A 19,575-nucleotide genomic window follows, 5' to 3' on the forward strand; every position below is an offset into this window, starting at 1 on the left:
GCGGGTATCTTTTGCCCATGCGCTGGGCGGTGTTAGGCTTCTGTCTTGTTGCTGCCGCCGCGATTCTGGGCGGCTGCCTTCGTGGATCGGGGCAGGACGGCGGGAAGATCGTGCTGCGAGTCGCCGACTGGGGTGGCGCGTCGGACGACGACGAGTTCAATCGCGTGAACCGCGAGGTGTACGCCAAGTTCGAGCGCATGCACCCTGGCGTCAAGCTCAAGATAGAACACATCCCCGGTTCACAAGAATACGTCTTCAAGTTATTGGCCCAGCACGTCGCGGGCACAGCGCCGGACGTGGTGTTTCTGGATGCGTCTTCCTCCGCCGCATTCATCAACAATGGCGTGGTGACAGACCTAACACCTCTCATGCGCGCGGACCCCAAGTTCGATCCCGACATCTTCTTCCCCAACGTATACGACATCGCGAAGAGGGGGGACAAGGTGTATGCGCTGCCGGGGAACTTCACACCGATGGTGGTGTACTACAACAAACGCGTGTTTCGCGAGCACGGCGTGCCCTATCCGCAGGAGGGTTGGACGTGGGGCGACTTCCTTCGGACCTGTAAGGCACTGAGCGATCCGGCCAGGGACCGCTATGGGTTCTACTTCGTCAACTGGATGCCTGGGTGGATCACTTGGATATGGCAGAACGGTGGAGACGTGCTCAGCCCAGACGGTACACGTGCGACGGGGTACCTCAATGGTCCGCGCAGCGTGGAGGCGGTGCAGTTCTTTACCGATCTCGTGACGAAGTACCGAGTAGCACCTACCATCTCGGAGAGCGCCGCGACAGGTACCAACCTCTTCCAGAGCGGCGAAGCGGCCATGGAGATCAGCGGGCACTGGGCCATCGTCGGCTACAAGGCCGGGGAGACGGAAAAGTTTCGGTTCGCAGACCTCGGCGTGGTAGGGCTGCCACGTCATCGCGAACGTGTGACCGTCATGTATGAATCCGGTCCTGCCATCACGCGCCAGTGCAGACACCCGAAGATGGCGTGGGAGTTCATCAAGTACTTCAGTGGAGCCGAAGTACAGGACAAGTTGTGCGGCAGTGGTCTCGCGATCGCTGCCGTGCGCTCCGTCGCAGAAGCGAGGCGCGACACTAGTTCCCTGGAACCGGTCTTCCTGAACGAGATTCAGTATGCACGTGCTCCGTGGGGCGCAAAGGTCGAAGGTTACGCATATGTGGAGGACGTCGGAAGAGATGCTATCGAGCGTATCATGATCGGCAAGGTACCCGTGCAGAAGGCACTCGACGATGCAGCGCGCAAGATCGACCACAAGCTGTTCGGGCTGGCAGGGCGCTGATGGGCGAGAGGCCGAACTGGCGTGGGTACCTTTTCATTCTGCCCGCCTTCGCTCATTTGGTAGTATTCGCTCTCATCCCCATCGTGTATGCGGCTATCCTCAGCCTGCACCGATGGAACATCCTGAAGGAGGGAAAGCCGTTCGTCGGTCTAGGAAACTACCTTTTCCTCTTTCAGGATGCGGAGTTCTGGAATGCCGTGTGGAACTCGGCACGGTTCGCGCTCATGAGCGTACCGCTTGGCATGCTGGTTGCTCTGGCAGTTGCCATTCTGGTGAATCAGAAGCTGCGCGGCGTGACGCTGTTCCGAACCATCTTCTACGTCCCTGCCATCAGTTCCGGTGTCGCGATCTCCATGGTGTGGATATGGATCTACCTTCCACGCAACGGTCTCATCAATTTCATCGCCCAGCTCTTCGGCTTCTCCGGTACCACCGACTTCCTGAACGACCCCACGCTTGCCATGCCTGCGCTCGTGTTCATGAGCATTTGGGTCGGGCTGGGGCCGAGAATGGTGTTGTTCATCGCAGGGCTCGCGGCTATCCCTCAGTCGTTCTATGAGGCCGCGCAGGTAGACGGCGCCACACGTTGGTCGTCCTTTCGACACGTCACCATACCGCTGCTACTTCCGACCACGTTCTTCGTGCTCGTTACGAGCACGATCGCCGCGCTGCAGGTGTTCACTCCCGTATACATGATGACGAAAGGCGGTCCGCTACAGACGACGGACGTGGTGGGCTATCACATCTACAATCAGGCTTGGCGGCAGTTCGAGATGGGCATGGCGAGCGCTCAGTCCTACATCCTGTTCGCACTGGTGCTTGGTATCACGTTGCTGCAGTTCAAGTTTCTCAGCAAGCGACTTCAGGGGTTCAGCATCGAATGAGGGCGACCATCAGCTATCTTGTAATGATTCTGTTGGCGGTGGCGCTGCTGGCGCCATTCGCATGGATGGTGGTGGCATCGCTCCACCCTTCCAAGGCCGCTCTACCATCGCCGGCGCACTTGATGCCTCCGGACGGGAATTGGCACTTCGAGAACTACGTCAAAGTGATGACAATGCCGGATATTCCGTTCTGGCGGTTTCTGGTAAACACTTCGTTCGTGACCGTGGTAGTAGTCATCGGCCAGCTATTCGTCAGTTCGTTGGCGGCCTACGGGTTCTCGCGCATGCACTTCTGGGGCCGCGACCTGCTCTTCTTCCTGTTCATTGCCACCATGATGATCCCCGGGCAAGTGACCATGATCCCCGTGTTCATCCTCGTCCGAAACTTCGGCTGGCTGGACACGTATTGGGCACTGATTGTGCCGGGACTGTCGAGTGCGTTCGCTATCTTCCTTCTGCGCCAGTTCTTCCTCGGGATACCGAAAGAGCTCAGCGAAGCCGCACGCTTGGACGGATGTGGCGACTTCGGCATCTACTGGTGGGTAGCGCTGCCGCTCACCAAGCCGGCACTGGCAACGCTTGCGGCCTTCAGCTTCGTGGCCACATGGACCGACTTCTTCTGGCCATTACTCGTAACCAGCTCCATGGAAATGCGCACGTTAGAAGTAGGTCTGTCCGTCTTCAAGGACTCGTTTGGTGGCACCAACTGGCCACTGCAGATGACAGCGGCGGTCATCGTACTGATACCCGTGCTGATCGTGTTTCTGTTCACGCAGCGGTTTTTCACCCGCGGTATCGCGCTGACAGGCATGAAGTAGCAGTTAGTGCCCCGGCGGAGGTGTCTCCAGCAGTCCCTTCAGCGTCATTAGGCCGATCATCAGGATGATCAGCATGCCCGCCACGATCACCCACTGCCTTCGTGCCGGGTGACGCGACTCCGAGCGGTCCAGCCAAGGCAGGAAGAACATGCCGATCGTAACCAGACCAGGGACTACCACGGTTGCAACCACTTCCCAACCCGGTGGCATGATCTTCAGAAGCTCATACAGCCCGAGGAAGTACCATTCGGGTCTGGGTGAGAAATCGGTCCCGGTCGGATCTGCGATAGCTTCCAGGCCAGGTGGGAGTGCTAGCGCAAGCGCGATGACCGCCCCGACGCCGAACAGCAGAACGACTGCGTCCTTGAATAGCTGCGTGGGGTAGAACGCCACGGGCTTGCCCTTCTGCGGCATGACGGGCCCTGCGATGTGATGTCGCCGCACCAGGTATAGGTGGAGCGCTACCAGGAACACCAACGCCGCGGGTAGCAGCATGATGTGGATCGCGTAGAAACGTGTCAGCGTCAATGCACCGACTTCCGGACCACCGCGAATGAGATGTAGGAGCGAATCGCCGATGAACGGGACAGTGGCCGCAATCCTCGTCCCCACGACCGTGGCCCAGTACGCCTTCTGGTCCCACGGCAGCAGATAGCCAGTGAACGAGAATGCCAGGATCACGTTGAAGATGATCACTCCTACTACCCACGTGAGCTCGCGTGGCTTCTTATAAGATCCCCAGAAGAAGACGCGAAGCGTGTGAAGCACGGTGACGATAACGATGGCCGTCGAGCCCCACACGTGCAGACCCCGCACGAACGACCCGAAGGATACGTTCTCGGTCAGATGCTTTACGCTCTGGTGCGCATGGTCGGGGCTGGGCGAGTAGAACATCGCGAGTGCCACACCCGTGACGAACTGGAAGACGAGCAGTGTTAGTAGCAAGTTGCCCAGCGTCTGCCACCACCCGACTCCGGGTGGCATGGGCTCGTCCAGGTTCTTGCGCACGAACCCCCACCAACCCAAGCGCAAGTCGAGCCAGTCCTTTAGGCCCGGTCGCGCTACGCGGAGCTCGGCTTCCGGTGTTAGGTCTTCGGTACGCGTTTCGACCGGTCGTTCCGGTGTCAGGGTCTTCATGCTACGCCTCCCTATACACCCATATCCGCCCGTCCTCCACCTTCACGGGGGCACGCTCGAGCGGCCTAGGGGGCGGACCGGATACGACCTTGCCCGCCTCGTCGAACACCCCGCCATGACACGGGCAGAGGAACCTATTCTTCTCTGGCTGATAGCGAACGCGGCAGCCGAGGTGTGTGCAGGCCGGGTCGAGTGCAATCACCCCGTCGGCATCCCGACGCAGGTAGAGTGTGTACTTCCGGTCGGCTACCATGAACCCATCCTCGACACGAACGCTGAACGTGACTTCCTTCATCTCGCCCGACGGCACCTCGGCGGCGTTGGCGATGGGAATCCACTTTCCACTCCGTCGCTGGCGTAGGGGAGATGCCACGAAGCCTAGGACCGGCCCGAAGACGGCGAGCAGCAACGCTCCGTTGATGAGGCCCACGGCCCAACCCAGCAGTTTGCGCCGCTCGGGCTGCTCCACCTGTTGGGCTTCTCCGTTCCTGCTATGATCGGCTGCGCACATGGTTATGTCCTCTCAGTATCATGGGTAGTAGCGGAGCCGTACCTTGGCTTTGGTGCCCGGCTCCAGCGTTCTCATCACGCCCTCGGCGATCCGAAGCGACTTGTGGTGCCTGCCGGGAGAGGGTTCGCGAAGGAAATCCAGATCACCGGACGCTGCCACGTTCTCGGTTAGGCGTGTGGAGGCGATCATCAGCGGCACGATCCAGGCATGCATGAACCGCGTGTAGGGAGCGGTCAACACCAGCAGGGATACCGAAGCTAGGTGATATAGATAGACCGTCATCACCCAATCGGCTATCCCGGCTCTCTTGATGATGACTGTCAGGAAGCCGCTCAGAACCGTGTGGAAGAGAAGGTTGACGAACAGGAAGTCGCGACCTTGCGTCAACCCGTTGTCAATGAACTCATCGGAACGGTAGCGGTACTGCACATAGAACATGCCTAGCATCACCGCGAGCCCGGACACGATGGGGAGAAGCTTCAGGGGGTTATAGAGCGGCAGAGTGCCACGCGCCGGGTTGAAGATCGCCATCAGAATGTCGGCTGCCAGCAGACCGAGGAAGCCGTAGAAGATCAGACCGTGCATCACCCACCGGAAGCGGTTCCTCCGATATAGTGACGCTACGCATAGCCCGTCCACGACAAGTGAGCGCAACACGATCCAAGCAGAACGTGCGACCCCTAACCGTCTGATGCCAGGCCACAGATAACCGACAGACGCCAGCTTAAGCCAGTAGAGCGTGACGGGGATGGAAAGCAGGAAGGCGACGCCGAACACCACGAAGAAGATGATGCCCACATTGCGTGTGCTGAGGAACTGACCAACCTTGTACGCGATAGGGATCAGCTCCGGGCGCCACGGCTTGTTGCGCAGTTCATCATAAATCGCTCGAACCTCGGCGTCGGACGCCTGCACGGCAGTGGTCGCAGGCATCATGCCCTTGCCTTCGCGCACAGTCTTGTGGAACTGTTCGAATGTCAGTTTCGTCTTGGCGATCGGGGGGCCCAGTCCACCCATTGCCGACTGACCATGACAACCCATGCAGTTCGACGTGGAGTAATGGTCGTTGTCCGTGGCCTTCGGTAGCTGAGACCAGGCCTGCGTCGCAAGCAGAACGGCTAAGATCGCAACGCTACACGCTAACGGTCTCATGTCCCTCTCTCTCTTCCACAGTGATCGCTCCCTCCAGCCCGAGCATGGATGGCATCTGATCACACATGGTAGCTAGGTAGCAGCCTGCTGGGTCGGTGCCTGCTTCCGGCAGCAAGTGGAACGGCTCCCTCTTCGTCGCCTCCCTCTGCTCGACGATGTAGCGCGAGACTTCGCTTTCGGGGTCCTCTAGGTCTCCGAAGATGCGGGCCTTGGTCGGGCAGGACACGACACAGGCGGGTTCCAGGCCAACGTCCACACGGTGCGCGCAGTAGGTGCACTTGCGCGCCACGTTCTCGTTCAGCCTGGGTCTTACATAGCGAGTCTCGTACGGCTCATCGTCCGGAAGGTACCAGCGGTCTTGTTGAGTCAGGAAGATGTTTCCGTACGGACAAGCCGTCACACACGCGCCGGTTCCGCGGCAGCGGTCTTGATCGATCAACACGATGCCATCGGGACGCCGGAAGATCGCCTTGTTCGGACAGCTCTTAAGGCACGGCGCGTTGTCGCAGTGATTGCACAACACCGGAACGTACACGCGTTTCACGTTCGGGAACTCCCCCGCCTCGATGTTCAGAACGCGCGCGAAGAACACGTCCACCGGAGTGCCGTTCTCTTGCTTGCACGCCATCGTGCACGTGTCGCAACCGATGCAGCGTGTCAGATCGATGAGCATTGCCATGCGTGCCATTCAGTCCACCCTCCGGATGTCTACACGCGTATCCTTCCAGTGTTGCCCGGGTGCGTACACCGCCGGCAGGTAGTAGTTCTCGTGTGTGGGTTTCACTTTCTGATGGGTGTGCACGCTGTGGTACTTGCCCCCGCCGAGGTAACGGTCCCACCAGCCATGATCCACACACAGCACACCTGGCTTGATGCCTTCTGTGAGCAACGCCCAGAGCCGATATGACCCGTTGTTGTTGAACAGCTCTACCTGATCGCCATCACGAATACCTTTCTTTGCGGCGTCTCGTGGGTTGATCTCGACTACGGCACCACGATTCAGGTTGAGCAGAGCGGTGTTGTTGCTGTGCGTCGAGTGCACGCGCCACTTGGAGTGAGGCGTGACGATAGCGAATGGCAGGCGCTGATCTTCCTCGGGCAGATGTTCGAAGGACGGGCGGTAGATGGGTACCGTCTCACCCAGCTTCTGGAAGACGTCTTCCTCCTTATAGAACTCCATGCGGCCGGTCTTCAGGAACTCGCGTTGCGCCCCCTCCGGGAATGGATAGGCTCGCGGTGGGAAAGGCTTGTACTCGTTAATCTGCTCGTCGAGACCACACTCCGGATCCGGCACTCTTAGCCTAACCGGCCCCTCACGGAGTTGCTCGAGCGTGATACCCTCGCACTCCTTGCCACCCGTGGCCAGCAGGATGCGAATCGCCTCACTCTCGTCGGGCTCCATCATCGGCAGCAGGCTGGCGTCCACGCGCCGTATCAGCTCTCGCGCGATCCACAGCTCGGTGCGGCTCTGGTGCCTAGGTGGTATCACCTCTTGCTGAATCTGAAGGTACGGGTGGCAGCTCGTACCCACCAGATCCATCTTCTCCCAGAACGTCGGTGCCGGCAGCACGACATCCGAGTACTCGCACGTAGGTGACATAGAGAAGTCGATAGTGACAAACAGGTCCAGGTTGTCAATCGCACGCTTCATCGGTTCCGAGAACTCCGTAACCAGAGGATTTCCGTGCGATACGAACAGCGCCTTGAACCCGTGCTGGGGAAACTTGATCTTCGGGTTGATCGTTCCCGTAGGCTTCCCTAACACGAAGTAGTGCATCGGCACCATGTTGGGCCGCTTGCCCCCAGGGAACCAGTAGCCGCTGACGTCTATGCGGAAGTGATGCTGGCCGGAGTAGATGGACACCGACTCGCCGGGCTTGCCGTGTGCACCTACCAAGGCGGAGAGCAGCAACACCGAGCGGATGGTCAGGTCCCCATGAAGGCGGTGGTTGATGCCCATCCCGATGATGATGGAGCTGGGTCTTCGGGTGGCATACTCGCGCGCGACCTGGCGGATCGTGTCGGCAGGTATGTCCGTGATACGTGCCACGTTCTCCGGGGTGTATTCGTCTCGCATGATCACGTCTTCGAGCAGCTGGTACACCGGAGTGACACGCACCTTCTGGCCTTGCACCTCGACCTCACGAGTGCCGGCCAGGGAGAGGCGCACACCTTCGGGAAGCCGCAGTGTTTCCGAAGGCAGCTTGAACAGCGAGTCGGTAGCTTCATCCCAAGCCATGAACTCCATGTCCGACCCCATCCCGACGTCGGAGGCTCGTAGGCGACGTCCGTTATCCTCGCGGATAAGTGTGGGGCAATCGGTGAATGTGCGCAGAAAGTCGCGGTCCACGAGGTTCTCTTGCATCAGCACTTGACACATGGAAAGCGCGAGGGCGCCGTCGGTGCCGGGGTTGATGGGTAGCCACAGATCGGCGCCCTTCGCGGTTTGACTGCACCGAGGGTCAATGCAGACTATCTTGCAGTCGTTGAGCTGCTTAGCATATTGGGTCAAGAACTTCGCGTCTGGAATGCGGGTCTGGAAAACGTTGCTGGACCAGAGGATTGCGTACTTCGCGTGTGCCCAGCTCTTGGTCTCGCACTCCACACAATCGATCCCCACCGTGTGAGTGAACCCCATCGAGATGTCGCCATTGAAATCGTACGCGGTGGCGAAGGACATGCCGAGAAGCGCGGCCATGCGAATCTGCGCGCCCTTCTGCACGTAGCTGGTGCCGACGACCTGGTTGAAGAGCAGCATGCTCTCAGGGCCGTAGTTGTCCCGGATGCGGATCATCCGTTCGGCGATGTAGTCGAGCGCCTCGTCCCAGGTTGCGGTCTTCCACTTACCCTCGCCACGCTCACCGGTTCGGATAAGCGGAGTGCGAATGCGATCGGGGCCGTAGATTAGGTGGGTCATCGCCTGACCACGCAGGCAGCCTCGAGGATTGTAGTCGGCGCAGGGGTAGTCGGCCGCAGGCTTCAGGTCGACGATATCATCGTTCACCACCGTGGCGAGCCAGCCGCACGCGCCCGTACAGTTTGGGCTATCTGTCGTGCGAACTAGTCGCTCCTCCCCAACCGGAGCTTCTTGCTTGGCTCGGCCGGGTACCCGATACCGCGTTGCCATCTCCGCACCTCACAGCTTGCGCGCAAAGATTGCGCCTACGCTGCGATTCTCATGCGGCGGGCGATCGGCCCGCTATGACCGCCGTCATAGGGGGGGCAAGGTGTTCGAAGAAAGCGGCTATGCCTCGCCGGCTCGGGCAGCGAGTACCTCGTCTACCCAGCTCAGGCCAGCCATCATGTTAGGGAAACCGACGGTAGTAGTGGCCTGAAGCGCGGCATGCCGGACCTCCTCGGGTGTGGCGCCGGCGTCCAGGGCTCTCCGCGTGTGGCTTCGGACCGCACTCTCCATCCGCGCACCCACCGAGACGCCGATTTTTACTAGCTCGCGCGTCTTGGCATCCAACGGCCCCGAGTTTGCGACCGCCTCGCCTAGTGCGGTGTACGCTGCGCCCACCTCGGGGTAGTTCTTCAGGAACTCCGTGTATCGCTTGGGCAACTTCTCCATACACTCAGGATACTCCCCTCGGCATACATCCGCGCAACGTAGGAAGGAAGTGCCGCCCCGCCGAACTTTGGACGCGTGTACCTGGAAGCCGCCTTGCTCACCGGTGGAGCGAGCCGACGCATGGGGCGCGACAAGGCGACGCTCGAAATCGCCGGGCTCCCGCTGGCCGAAACCATCGCGTCGCGAATCCTGGCCGTCGGCGTACCCCTGACAGTGCTCGGTCCAGAGGCCATCCCTGGCTGCACTCTGCAGCAGGATGCGACCCCGCATGAAGGTCCGCTGGTTGCCCTGAGCAGATTCCGCCCTCGTGCGGAGTTCGTGTTCGTCTGTTCGTGCGATCTGCCGCTCTTGGATGCTCGAATCATCGAGGTCCTATCGGACCTCATCGAGGAGAGGGACGCCGCCATCCCGCTGAGCCAGGGTCGGCTTCAGCCGCTCTGCGCGCTCTACCGGGCCCAAGCGCTCGCTGGCTTGCCAGAGTGGCTGCGGCAGGGAAGCCGACGTGTGATGGAGTGGATCGAATGCCTCCACTACATCAGAGTGCCCGAGGAGGTTCTGGAGTCGCGAGGATTGTCGCGCTATTGCGTGCGCAGCGCGAACACTCCGGAAGAGCTAGAGCTTCTCCTCAGCCCAAAAGCAGCTCGTCTAGAGCCTGAGGCTTGAGAATCGTGATGACTTGGTGGTCGGTGGAGACTACACCCTCCTTCTGCCAACGGCTCATCACTCGAATAGCGGTCTCCACCGTGGTGCCTGCCATCTCCGCCAGGTCGGCCCGGGTGAGAGGGACGGTCAGCCGCGTGCCCTCGGGGATCTTCTCGCCGTAGGAAAGCATCAAGATGATCAGCACTGCGGCGATGCGGTGCTCGACCTTGCAGGTGGACATTCGGGCCATCATGTCGTGTGCCTTGCGTAGCCGCGGGGCCAGTGAACGCAGCACCTGATCGCGCAAGCCGGCGCTTTCGCGATACACCTCCAACAAGGCAGGCACCGGGACCTTGAGGTACCAGACGTCGGTCACCGCGACCGCACTGAGAGGATACACCCTGCCCTCGATGGCACTGAGAAGCCCTGCGGCTTGCCCGGGTCCGAGCAGTTCCACGGCCACCTCGCTGCCCTGCGGCGTGGTCCGCGTCATCTTGATGAAGCCCGTGCCGACCACTGCGGCGAAGTGGGACGATGCACCTGCTACCCAGATGAACTCCCCTCGCTCCGCATACGCCACGTACGAGGCATCAGCCAGCGTGCGTCGTTCTTCTGGCATGAGGGCGTTGAACAGCGAGCAGGCCTCGATGACCGCTAGATTGCTCGGGCGGTCCGGCACTTGCTCGACTTCATGTCGTCCGGTCTGTTGACTCGCTCCCATCTGTCTTGCCCCCCAGGCGAGCTGGACCCGCCCGCTGCACTTCTCTTCATTGTGGATCGCACGTCGGCTCATTCGGCTGCGGCGGGAGCGGGGCTCGGCTGAGCGTCCATCACATGGATGCCCAGGTTCGCCTCCGCACGCTTCAGCGACCTCACGACCGCGTGCAGCCAGATTAGGCTCACTGCCGTAACCGCGAAGATTACCCAGAACATGGACTGCGGAGAGCCGCCCCACCGCGCTAAGTACGCGAACAGCGGCGGCATGATGAACCCACCGAGGGCCGCGAGCGCTCCCACTAACCCGACCACCGCACCTACGTCCTTCGGGTAGTACTCGGGGATGTACTTGATCGTGGACGCCTTGCCGATTCCCTGGGCGATGCCGATGACCAAGACCATAGCGGCGAACGGATAGAGCCCGAGGGGAAGAAACAGCACCGCCGATGCCAGAAGACAAGACGTGAACACTACGTAGGTAACGCTGCGCGGCCCGAAGCGGTCGGAGAGATAGCCACCGAACGGGCGTAGTAGGCTGGACGCCAATATGAACGGCGTCGTGAGCAGCGCCGCAGTCGAGAGAGGCAGCCCGTACACGTCCACATAGTACTTGGGCAGCCAAACGGACATCGCGACGTAGGCGCCGAACACCACCGTGTAGTACAGGCTGAAGCGCCAGACACGCACCTCACGCAAGGGCCGCAGCATGTCGCCGAGAGGGCGATTCGCCGAAGGGCGCCTATCCGGGCGCGGGCTCAACCACCACATGAGGGCGACCATGATGGCGATAAGCACGCTGTACAGGAATGGGATAAAGCGCCACCCCCCGGGAATGAGCCCGCCGAGCAGCGGCATCGGAACGAGCGCCATCAGCCCTGGACCGATGAACTTGGTGATAGACGCGCCGACGTTGCCCGCGCCGAAGAGGCCCATCGCGAACCCTTGCTTCTCCTTCGGGAACCATGCGGCGCACCACGCCGACCCGACGGCGAAGCTGTTGCCTGCAACGCCGACGAGAAACGCACCGAGCATCAGCTCGGTGTAAGAGGCAGCCCTGCCAACCACGAAGGAGGCAATCCCGGCGAACAGGAACGTACCGAGGAACACATTTCTACCCCCGAGGCGGTCGGAGAGGATGCCGAGTGCGAGCCGCCACACGGCACCATTCAGGATCGCCACCGCTGAGAGCCACGCCAGTTGCTCGTCGGACAAGCCCAGCTCTTGCCGGATGGGTACACCCAACACACCGAACATCGTCCAAGCGCCGAAGAGGAGGGTGAAACCCGAGAAGGATAGCCACAGCACACGGTTCCGCCGAGCGATCGCTTCGGGGGACTCCGGCACGGGTGGCGCTCCAGCGGGGGCTAGGCGGTCACGGGATAGATTCGACTCAGGCATGTGCCCATTCTCCGCCCGAACAGAGGCCCAGACCTATGACGGCTGTCATATCAGACCTGCGGTCTTCTAGCAGGGCTTCTCGGCGCCGCGCCGAGTGTAGAACCAGTAGTTCAGGAGCAGATTTGCGGCATAGAAGACCGCAGCACCGAGGAAGAACGCCTGCGCGGAGCCCGTGCGCGCGATGATCCAGCCGAATAGCACGGAGAACACGAACGGCCCGTATGCGGCCACCGCTGAAGTCCATCCGATGACACCGCCCGCTTGCCTAGGCGGAAAGATCATCGGCATCTGTTTGAACGTGGACGCGTTGCCCGCCCCGCTGAAGAAGAACAACCCCAGCATGAGCCAAAGGAACTTTGGCCAGTTCTCCAGCGACGTCGGAGCGGTGTAAGGGCTGATGGCCAGAGCGCAGACGAGCAGCCCGATCCCGCTGAACATCGTGACTCGCGCTCCACCCAGCCGGTCGCTGATTGGCCCGAACAGCACGCGCACCAGAGCCCCGACCAAGGGACCGAGGAACGCATATTTCAGCGGATCCGGCCCCCCCGGAAAGCCACCGTACAGGTTCTTGATCAGCAACGGAAACGACGCCGCATACCCACTGAACGAACCGAAGGTCATGATGTACAGCGACGTCATGAACCACGTGTGCTTGTCGCGAAAGATGTCTAGCTGCTCACGGAAGCTAGCCTTAACCGGCACCCGTCGCAGGCCGAACCATGCCGCGACCGTGCACACGGCGATGAATGGGACCCACACGAACGCTGCGTTCTGGAGCCAAATCTGGGAGGTTTGCCCTTTCGCCGAAAAGGTCTGAGGGGCACCCACCAGCGCTACTCCGATAACAGCCGGGATAATGAACTGAGCCAAGCTCACCCCGAAGTTCCCTATGCCGGCCTGGATGCCGAGCGCTGTGCCTTGGAGCCTCTTAGGGAAGAACAACGAGGTGCTGGGCATGAACGAGCTGAAGTTGCCGCCACCCAACCCTGCTAGGATGCCCAACAGCAAGAAAGTCCCGTAGCTGGTGTCGGGGTTCATCACGGCGAGACCCCAGCCGATCGCAGGGAGCAAGAGCAGGAGCGTAGACACCGTGATCGTGTTGCGGGTCCCGAAGATGGGGATGAGGAACGTGTGCACGATCCGCAGAGTCCCGCCCGCGAGCCCGGGCATCGCGTTCAGCCAGAAGAGCTGCTGCGTGTCGAAGCGATAGCCTATTCCGGTCAGCTTCACCACGATGGCGCTGACCATGAACCACGTGGAGAACGAAAAGATCAGCCCGGCGGTCGTGATCCACAGCGTGCGCCAAGCGAGGCGTTTCCCTCCGGTCTCCCAGCAGGCAGGATCTTCCGGGTTCCACTGGTCTGGGCTGGTAGCCGTCTGTGGCTCTTCTGCTACAGATTGTTGCGGCATGGCGTCTCCTTCGTGGAACCAGCATCGGCGATGGGTCGGGGTGATGGGTATGACGCACGTCATATCACCACGGAATCGGCCAGGCGACAGCAATAAAGCGCGCCCGCCGAGCCGTCCGACCATGGCGCAAGCTCGCCTCGCTGTCAGGCGAGGCCAGGTCAGGAAACCCCACACGACGTGCACGAACGAGATTGGTGGACGACCTCGAAGGGTGGCTGCCAGCCTCAGCTGGGCTGACACAAGGCGACCACTGCGGTAGTCAAGCACTAGGGTGAGGGGGGAGGGACCACCGCGATAGTCCTGCGCTCGACATCTGCGCAGTCGGCCGGTCAGGGCATCTTGTGCAACGCCGACGCGATTCGAGAGCCTACTGTCTATCTCTCCAATAGTCCAACAGCTCGGCCAGCCTTCCGCCCGGTTCCCACATCTCCTGCGCCTCGTTCCCTGCGAACTGGGCCGGCGGTGCGTGTTCCGGGTCGTTACATAGCTTTGCCAGCATCCTCATCGCCGTGTGATAGATTTCGTGGCGGCAGTTCCGTAGGTAGGTCATGTCGGTGCCAGTGTCGTACTCTTCTCGTAGAGCGCGTTTGATGTCGGGAATGGACTTCGCAGTGGCCCACCCGGCCAGTCCCGCGACAGCGTAGCACGTCCAGCCGGGATCGGGCAGGCCAGCGTCTAGGAGACGCAACCACAGGTTCTCTCGCTCTTCGGGGGCGAGCAACCAAATCGCGGTGCTCACGCCCGTCGTACAGCCTGGGGCGCCCTTGCGCGCCCGAGCCACCAGACGGGAGAGATATTCCTCTGCCAACTCACGACTCGGGCTGTACTGTAGCAGTACCGACAAGCCATGCAGGGCATGGTATTCGTCGGTCGTATTGTCCACCCACGCGCGGAGCGCAGGCGCGACCCGGCCCCGACAGTAGGTGTCGTAGTCGGGCCACAGCGCCGTTGCGCGAAGTGCGGCGAGCTCCGTTTTCGGGACGTTGGCGCTAAGCCCCCCGAACTCACCGGGGCTCCCGAAGCCAAGCAGGGCCGCGAACGCGCTCGCCCTGTCAGGGTCTTTCGCATCACTGAGGCCCTTGAGGAGACATTCCAGCAATGCGCGCAGAGGGGGCCCCTGCTCCGTGACCGGCCAGCCCCCATCGGGCCTATGCACGATGTGGTAGCTACCGATCTCCGTGTTCAGCATCCCCCACACCCCGGGGCGGGGCCGCACTACATGGCACTCGCCAAAGTGCCCTTCAGGGCTGAATTCGGTGTACTCCTCTCGGGTCTCGAGACGCCCGCTATCATCCGGGGCTATCAGGTACACCAGGATGGCCTGTCCGGCCTCCACGGTTGCTGGGAATGGGCGCGGGTACTGGGTGGGCACTAAGTCTGTGGCATAGCTGAGCACCTTGATCTCGGACAACTGCGGACCCTTGATCACTCGCTCCACTTCGCAGCGGATCTCCCGGAATGCGTCCTTGCCGAGTGGGATCTCGCCGTCCTTGTTCGGGGGAATGGGTTGGCCATCCGGAGCAAGGATGCTGGTCAAGTTGGCGTGAGGCTCCACCACGTCCAGCCAGATGGTCTCGGAGGCTTCGACGGGACGCACAAACCCCACAAAATCGCACCGATGCACCCAGGTAGCGAGGTGACGAGCTACGCGCTCCTTCTTGGGAGGTCCGGCCTCCTGGGCCGAACAGAGCGCGAGAAGGGCAGCGACGGCTACAATCGTTGTCATCGGTAACCTCCGTTATGGTACGGACACGAATGCGTTTAGGGTCCCGTTGGTCCAGATGGTGATTCGGTAGGTGCCCACCTGGCACCCGCCCAAGCTGGGGAAGATGTTGACGGTTCCGCTGTGAAAGGTGTGGATCAGCTCTTTCGGCGGAACGGAGAGAGGCCGCACGAAAGGCCCAAAGGCCGCCTCACCGGGATGGTCGTACGCTGCGGGGCTACGCACCCCGAGGATGTCCCTGAAGCAGGGCTTGTACTCGGGATCACCTCGGGGAGGTAGTCCAGGGATCACGTCGTTCCCGGTGATCCAGCTCATGCCTCTTGGGCGTGGCCAGTTCCCATTCCAGTGAAACTCCGCCGGCGTTCCGTCCGGAAACTGCGTCGGCACGCCGTTCGGAAAGCGCTCCTGCGCGCTTATGCCGTCCATTGGCAAGTCGTGGTTATCTACGATGTAGAAGGCCCATCCCTCCTCGTAGATCCACTCCGGCGGACCAACGACGTTCTGCAACACCCACTGGTCCCTGGCAAGCGCAATCTCTGTGGGACGGTGACCCGTGAAGCTGCGGTAGTCCGGACTGGCTTCGTCGTGGTTGTTCGCCCTAGGCACAACATCGGTGTCGTCGCCCCACTCGAACGGCCACTCGAAGCCCGGCACTTGCAGCCGGTACGTCAGGTAGACCTTGATGGCACCTTGCGCGCTCGCCCCATTGGCCGCTACGAGGATCTGCGATACTCCCGATGGCTGGCCGCTCACCACCCCCGCCGTCAGGATGACGCCCGGCGCGAGCACCGTCCAGACGAATTGGGTGCCGGGAGGCTGCTCGCCCGCGCGATCCGCCGTGATCGTCGCCTTGTTGACGGTCTGGGCTCCCGCTGGCTTGGCTACGGCTGATGGACTGTAATCGAAGTACGTAAGATACCAAGGAGGGCGGTCGCCCAGTTCGTCATCCCAGACATGCCTGCACTCGCCCCCTTTGATTACTTCCACACTAAGCGGGCCGCCGAGGACATAGAACGTCTTCTGCCCGCGCCACACGTTGCCGCAGCCTTGAATTGGCGGGTCGTGCTGAGTGTCGGTGATCTCGACGCTTACGACGCAGACCCCTGCACTCGTGAATCGCACCGTGGGGTTCCAGTCCTGGCTCTCGGCAGGTTCGGCGCCGCAGCCCACGAAGGTCCAATGGATGGCTACAGGCATACACTCTACGATCACGGGCGGCTCCGCTTGCGCCGAGAAGGATGCCTCTGCCTCCTCGCGGGGCGGCTGGCGCTCAGCGTTCCACCACAGCCCGGTGTAATCGCCAACTGAGCACAGGATCGTAACCTCGTACTCCTCTGCCAACACGTACGGGCACGCCCCTACGGCAAGCGTAGCCGCGGCGAGGCACACTAACAACTCACGAACCTGGATCGGCTTCATAGCCTGTTACCATCCGCTGATCTTATTATGGACTAGGATATGATATCACAATACCGGCGATTCTGCAAGGCCCCTATGCCAATCTGGCTTACTCGGCAGCGAGGACTTCGCGGGTACCGCATCGAAGACGCCAGGCGGGAAGCTACGATCTCTGCCTCTGGCGTTGTTGAAAGAGCCTAGACGTCCTGGCCCGCGTCCGCAGCACTGCACCCAGAGAACGAACGCTGGGAACCAAAGGACGGCGCCGGGGCGTGACACGGACGCGACAAGTCGGTGCACTTCGCGGCATTTTCGTCAGGCCCCTCTGCTAGGCTGAGGCGGAGCTGGGTGCTATGATCGAGGTCATGTCTGACGGCGATGCGATTGGGGAAGACTGGATCCATGTCTGGCGGCGAGGGACAACCATCTGGGGAGACTAACGTGGCGCTGCGGTCGCCGCTGTTCGACCGCTTCGGGCGCGTGCACTCGTATCTGCGAATCTCCGTAACGGACCGATGCAACTTTCGCTGCGTGTACTGCATGCCGGCGGAGGGCATCGAGTGGCGCCCGCGCGAGGATATCCTGACATTCGAGGAGATCGTTCGGGTCACGCGCGTTTTCGTTCGGCTCGGCGTGGATAAGGTGCGCCTCACCGGCGGCGAGCCGACGCTGCGCCGAGGCATAGAGCACCTCATTTCGGCACTAGCAGCGTTGCCCGGCGTGCGCACCCTCGCGATGACCACCAACGGATTCCGGTTGCGGGAGCATGCTCACACCTATCGGGAGGCGGGCCTGACGGGGATCAACGTCAGTCTGGACTCGCTTCGACGCGAGCGCTTTCTGCAGATCACGCGACGCGACGCGCTGGATAACGTTCTCGCCGGCCTGGATGCAGCGCTGGCAGCGGGCTATGAGAAGGTGAAGCTGAACACCGTGGTGATGGCCGGCGTGAACGAAGACGAACTGCTCGACTTCGTGGAGCTGGCGCGCGACCGGCCGCTGCACGTGCGTTTCATCGAGTTCATGCCTTTTCATAACAATGGGTGGTCGGAGGGCGGCGTGTTCCCGCTGGCCCGCATGCGCGAGATCATTGGGAGCCGATACTCGCCGGAGCCCATGCACGTAGAGCCGAACGCTGTCGCTCGCGAGTGGCGCATCCCAGGGTTCCAGGGCACCATCGGCTTCATCGCTTCGATGACGGAGAGCTTCTGCTCGGGATGCAACCGGATACGACTTACCGCAGACGGCCAGGTGAAGTCGTGCCTCTTCTCGCCCGCAGAGAGCAACCTGCGAGACGTGCTGCGGTCGGGTGCGAGCGACGACGAGCTGGAGGAGCGCATCCGAACAGCGCTGTGGCTGAAGCCAAAGGAGCACCCACCGATGGAGGTGCTGTCCGCCCTGGAAAACCGTAGCATGATCGAGATCGGGGGCTAGGGGAGTGATATCCTATGACGAAGCACTGAGCCTGCTTGCGGAACATGTCCGCCCACTCGGTGCCGAGCGGGTGTCGCTCGGGCAACTCCTCGGCCGGGTGATTGCGGAGCCGGTGACGGCGCGGTGTGACATGCCGAGGTTCGACAACTCCGCGGTGGATGGCTATGCGGTGAGTGGGTCGGACCTGCCCGCTCTGCAGCGAGGGGAGGTGACGCTGGAGCTCGCCGGCACGGTTCGCGCAGGGGAAGGCCCTCGTACACTGCGCCCAGGTGAGACGGTGCAGGTATTCACCGGCGCGCCCCTGCCGGAGGGCACCGCCGCGGTGGTGATGCAGGAAGACGTGGAACGGAGCGGCGATGGCGTGCGGCTGTCGGGGCCCGTACGAGATGGGCAGCACGTTCGGCGGAGAGGCGAGGAGTTTCGCGAGGGAGATATCGTCGTGCCTTCGGGCTGTCGAGCGACCCCGGCAGTCGTAGGGGCTGTCGCGTCGGCTGGTTGGGGCTCACTTGTGGTGTATCGCCTACCTCGCGTCGGAGTACTGGTCACCGGGAACGAACTGGTACCACCCGGAGAGACGTTGCGTGATAGTGCGATCTACGACTCGAACACGCCGCTACTACTCGCGCTGCTCCGGTCGGTGGGCATCGAGGAGGTCATGGCCGCGCGGTGCGGAGACGATCCGAGTGCCACGCGTGCGGCTCTCGAGAAGTTGCTGACAGAGTGCAATGTTGTCATCACATCCGGCGGTGTGTCGGTGGGTGCGCACGATGTTGTGCGGCCTGCGCTACGCTCTCTCGGTGTGGACGAGGTGTTCTGGCGCGTAGCCATCAAGCCCGGCAAGCCCGTATTCTTCGGCGTCACCTCGGGTGAGGACCCGAAGTACGTTTTCGGACTGCCGGGGAACCCCCTGTCGGTGGCAGTGACGTTCCTCACTCTAGCACTCCCGGCACTGCGCCGTCTCGAAGGTATCACGGTGCGTGATCCGTTCACATGGCGCGCGCAACTTGCAGCACCCGCGAGGAAGAAGGTGGGGCGCGTGGAGTTCGTGCCGTGCGTGATCCGTGGCGATCGGTCGCTGACCGCTGAACCGATCGCGGAGCGCGGATCGCACATGTTGGGTGGTTTCTCACGCGCTAACGGCATGTTCCGGTTCCCGCTGGAGTGCGAACTGCTGCACGAAGGCGAAGATGTGGCAGTGTGTACGCTGCCATGGGGGGTGCTCGAGTGACCAAACATGTGCGTGTGCGCTATTTCGCGGTGCTGCGCGAGGAGCGAGGTCGAGACGTGGACGAGCTGGACACCAGTGTGCACACCTCCGGTGAGTTGTATGATGCGCTCGAGGCAAAGTACGGATTCAGTCTTCCACGGCACTTGGTAGGAGTTGCGGTGAATGGGCGTCTGGTTACTAGGGAAACCGTCCTGAACGACGGTGACGAGGTGGTGTTCTTGCCACCGGTTGCAGGGGGATAA

18 protein-coding genes are annotated in these 19,575 nt (G+C 61.7%); 7 read left to right on the top strand and 11 right to left on the bottom strand.

Features of this window, described 5'->3' with window-relative positions:
- Positions 1-11: 11 nt before the first annotated feature.
- Genes HRF45_10285 through HRF45_10295 form a run of 3 tightly spaced genes read left to right on the top strand, consistent with a single transcriptional unit; the run spans position 12 to position 3,012 of the window.
- On the top strand, positions 12-1,310 hold the full coding sequence (locus HRF45_10285; protein MEP0766911.1) for a sugar ABC transporter substrate-binding protein: 1,299 nt from the start codon (positions 12-14) through the stop codon (positions 1,308-1,310).
- A complete protein-coding gene (locus tag HRF45_10290) occupies positions 1,310-2,194 on the top strand; it encodes a sugar ABC transporter permease (protein MEP0766912.1) in 885 nt (294 codons plus the stop codon). The genes HRF45_10285 and HRF45_10290 overlap by 1 nt, the downstream gene beginning before the upstream one ends.
- Positions 2,191-3,012: a carbohydrate ABC transporter permease gene (locus HRF45_10295; GenBank protein ID MEP0766913.1), complete on the top strand. Its 822-nt coding sequence runs from the start codon at positions 2,191-2,193 to the stop codon at positions 3,010-3,012. The genes HRF45_10290 and HRF45_10295 overlap by 4 nt, the downstream gene beginning before the upstream one ends.
- A 3-nt stretch (positions 3,013-3,015) precedes the next feature.
- On the opposite strand, the gene HRF45_10300 is transcribed toward HRF45_10295, so the two are convergent.
- The 6 genes from HRF45_10300 to HRF45_10325 form a co-directional block, all read right to left on the bottom strand.
- Positions 3,016-4,149, bottom strand: coding sequence for a cytochrome bc complex cytochrome b subunit (locus HRF45_10300; protein ID MEP0766914.1), 1,134 nt, complete (start codon positions 4,147-4,149; stop codon positions 3,016-3,018).
- A 1-nt stretch (position 4,150) separates the two neighbouring features.
- Positions 4,151-4,660 (bottom strand): Rieske (2Fe-2S) protein, encoded by a 510-nt coding sequence (locus HRF45_10305; GenBank protein MEP0766915.1) that lies wholly within the window; start codon positions 4,658-4,660, stop codon positions 4,151-4,153.
- An 18-nt stretch (positions 4,661-4,678) separates the two neighbouring features.
- Positions 4,679-5,812: a c-type cytochrome gene (locus HRF45_10310; GenBank protein MEP0766916.1), complete on the bottom strand. Its 1,134-nt coding sequence runs from the start codon at positions 5,810-5,812 to the stop codon at positions 4,679-4,681.
- A complete protein-coding gene (locus tag HRF45_10315) occupies positions 5,793-6,485 on the bottom strand; it encodes a 4Fe-4S dicluster domain-containing protein (protein ID MEP0766917.1) in 693 nt (230 codons plus the stop codon). The genes HRF45_10310 and HRF45_10315 overlap by 20 nt, the downstream gene beginning before the upstream one ends.
- 15 nt (positions 6,486-6,500) lie before the next feature.
- Positions 6,501-8,939: a molybdopterin-dependent oxidoreductase gene (locus HRF45_10320; GenBank protein MEP0766918.1), complete on the bottom strand. Its 2,439-nt coding sequence runs from the start codon at positions 8,937-8,939 to the stop codon at positions 6,501-6,503.
- 117 nt (positions 8,940-9,056) lie between these two features.
- Positions 9,057-9,383, bottom strand: coding sequence for a carboxymuconolactone decarboxylase family protein (locus tag HRF45_10325; protein ID MEP0766919.1), 327 nt, complete (start codon positions 9,381-9,383; stop codon positions 9,057-9,059).
- 75 nt (positions 9,384-9,458) lie between these two features.
- Between HRF45_10325 and HRF45_10330 the strand changes: the two genes are divergently transcribed.
- On the top strand, positions 9,459-10,046 hold the full coding sequence (locus HRF45_10330; protein ID MEP0766920.1) for a molybdenum cofactor guanylyltransferase: 588 nt from the start codon (positions 9,459-9,461) through the stop codon (positions 10,044-10,046).
- Here HRF45_10330 and HRF45_10335 read toward each other — a convergent pair.
- The 5 genes from HRF45_10335 to HRF45_10355 all read right to left on the bottom strand — a co-directional run bounded on the left by HRF45_10335 (position 10,009) and on the right by HRF45_10355 (position 16,692).
- Positions 10,009-10,746 carry a Crp/Fnr family transcriptional regulator gene (locus tag HRF45_10335; GenBank protein MEP0766921.1) on the bottom strand — a complete coding sequence of 246 codons (738 nt, stop codon included), beginning with the start codon at positions 10,744-10,746 and terminating at the stop codon, positions 10,009-10,011. The two genes, HRF45_10330 and HRF45_10335, sit on opposite strands and share 38 nt — an antisense overlap.
- A 68-nt stretch (positions 10,747-10,814) precedes the next feature.
- Positions 10,815-12,140: a NarK/NasA family nitrate transporter gene (locus tag HRF45_10340; GenBank protein MEP0766922.1), complete on the bottom strand. Its 1,326-nt coding sequence runs from the start codon at positions 12,138-12,140 to the stop codon at positions 10,815-10,817.
- Positions 12,141-12,206: 66 nt separating this feature from the next.
- Positions 12,207-13,550, bottom strand: coding sequence for a NarK/NasA family nitrate transporter (locus tag HRF45_10345; GenBank protein MEP0766923.1), 1,344 nt, complete (start codon positions 13,548-13,550; stop codon positions 12,207-12,209).
- A 367-nt stretch (positions 13,551-13,917) separates the two neighbouring features.
- Complete coding sequence (locus tag HRF45_10350; GenBank protein ID MEP0766924.1) at positions 13,918-15,276, bottom strand: hypothetical protein; 1,359 nt, start codon at positions 15,274-15,276, stop codon at positions 13,918-13,920.
- 12 nt (positions 15,277-15,288) lie between these two features.
- Positions 15,289-16,692, bottom strand: a complete 1,404-nt coding sequence (locus tag HRF45_10355; protein MEP0766925.1) for a hypothetical protein — start codon at positions 16,690-16,692, stop codon at positions 15,289-15,291.
- Positions 16,693-17,073: 381 nt separating this feature from the next.
- On the opposite strand from HRF45_10355, the gene moaA reads away from it, so the two are divergent.
- The 3 genes from moaA to HRF45_10370 are packed head-to-tail and all read left to right on the top strand — an operon-like array spanning position 17,074 to position 19,575.
- Positions 17,074-18,105, top strand: coding sequence for a GTP 3',8-cyclase MoaA (gene moaA, locus HRF45_10360; GenBank protein MEP0766926.1), 1,032 nt, complete (start codon positions 17,074-17,076; stop codon positions 18,103-18,105).
- Between the two features lie 4 nt (positions 18,106-18,109).
- Positions 18,110-19,333, top strand: coding sequence for a molybdopterin molybdotransferase MoeA (locus HRF45_10365; GenBank protein ID MEP0766927.1), 1,224 nt, complete (start codon positions 18,110-18,112; stop codon positions 19,331-19,333).
- Positions 19,330-19,575, top strand: a complete 246-nt coding sequence (locus HRF45_10370) for a MoaD/ThiS family protein (protein MEP0766928.1) — start codon at positions 19,330-19,332, stop codon at positions 19,573-19,575. The genes HRF45_10365 and HRF45_10370 overlap by 4 nt, the downstream gene beginning before the upstream one ends.

Source organism: Fimbriimonadia bacterium, from assembly GCA_039961735.1.
Classification (GTDB): Bacteria; Armatimonadota; Fimbriimonadia; order Fimbriimonadales; family JABRVX01; genus JABRVX01.

Bases quoted from the DNA above. Each gene is read 5' to 3' on its own strand.
- HRF45_10290 (MEP0766912.1), top strand. From the start codon at position 1,310: ATGGGCGAGAGGCCGAACTGGCGTGGGTACCTTTTCATTCTGCCCGCC.
- HRF45_10295 (MEP0766913.1), top strand. From the start codon at position 2,191: ATGAGGGCGACCATCAGCTATCTTGTAATGATTCTGTTGGCGGTGGCG.
- HRF45_10300 (MEP0766914.1), bottom strand. From the start codon at position 4,149: ATGAAGACCCTGACACCGGAACGACCGGTCGAAACGCGTACCGAAGAC.
- HRF45_10305 (MEP0766915.1), bottom strand. From the start codon at position 4,660: ATGTGCGCAGCCGATCATAGCAGGAACGGAGAAGCCCAACAGGTGGAG.
- HRF45_10310 (MEP0766916.1), bottom strand. From the start codon at position 5,812: ATGAGACCGTTAGCGTGTAGCGTTGCGATCTTAGCCGTTCTGCTTGCG.
- HRF45_10315 (MEP0766917.1), bottom strand. From the start codon at position 6,485: ATGCTCATCGATCTGACACGCTGCATCGGTTGCGACACGTGCACGATG.
- HRF45_10320 (MEP0766918.1), bottom strand. From the start codon at position 8,939: ATGGCAACGCGGTATCGGGTACCCGGCCGAGCCAAGCAAGAAGCTCCG.
- HRF45_10325 (MEP0766919.1), bottom strand. From the start codon at position 9,383: ATGGAGAAGTTGCCCAAGCGATACACGGAGTTCCTGAAGAACTACCCC.
- HRF45_10335 (MEP0766921.1), bottom strand. From the start codon at position 10,746: ATGGGAGCGAGTCAACAGACCGGACGACATGAAGTCGAGCAAGTGCCG.
- HRF45_10340 (MEP0766922.1), bottom strand. From the start codon at position 12,140: ATGCCTGAGTCGAATCTATCCCGTGACCGCCTAGCCCCCGCTGGAGCG.
- HRF45_10345 (MEP0766923.1), bottom strand. From the start codon at position 13,550: ATGCCGCAACAATCTGTAGCAGAAGAGCCACAGACGGCTACCAGCCCA.
- HRF45_10350 (MEP0766924.1), bottom strand. From the start codon at position 15,276: ATGACAACGATTGTAGCCGTCGCTGCCCTTCTCGCGCTCTGTTCGGCC.
- HRF45_10355 (MEP0766925.1), bottom strand. From the start codon at position 16,692: ATGAAGCCGATCCAGGTTCGTGAGTTGTTAGTGTGCCTCGCCGCGGCT.
- moaA (MEP0766926.1), top strand. From the start codon at position 17,074: ATGTCTGGCGGCGAGGGACAACCATCTGGGGAGACTAACGTGGCGCTG.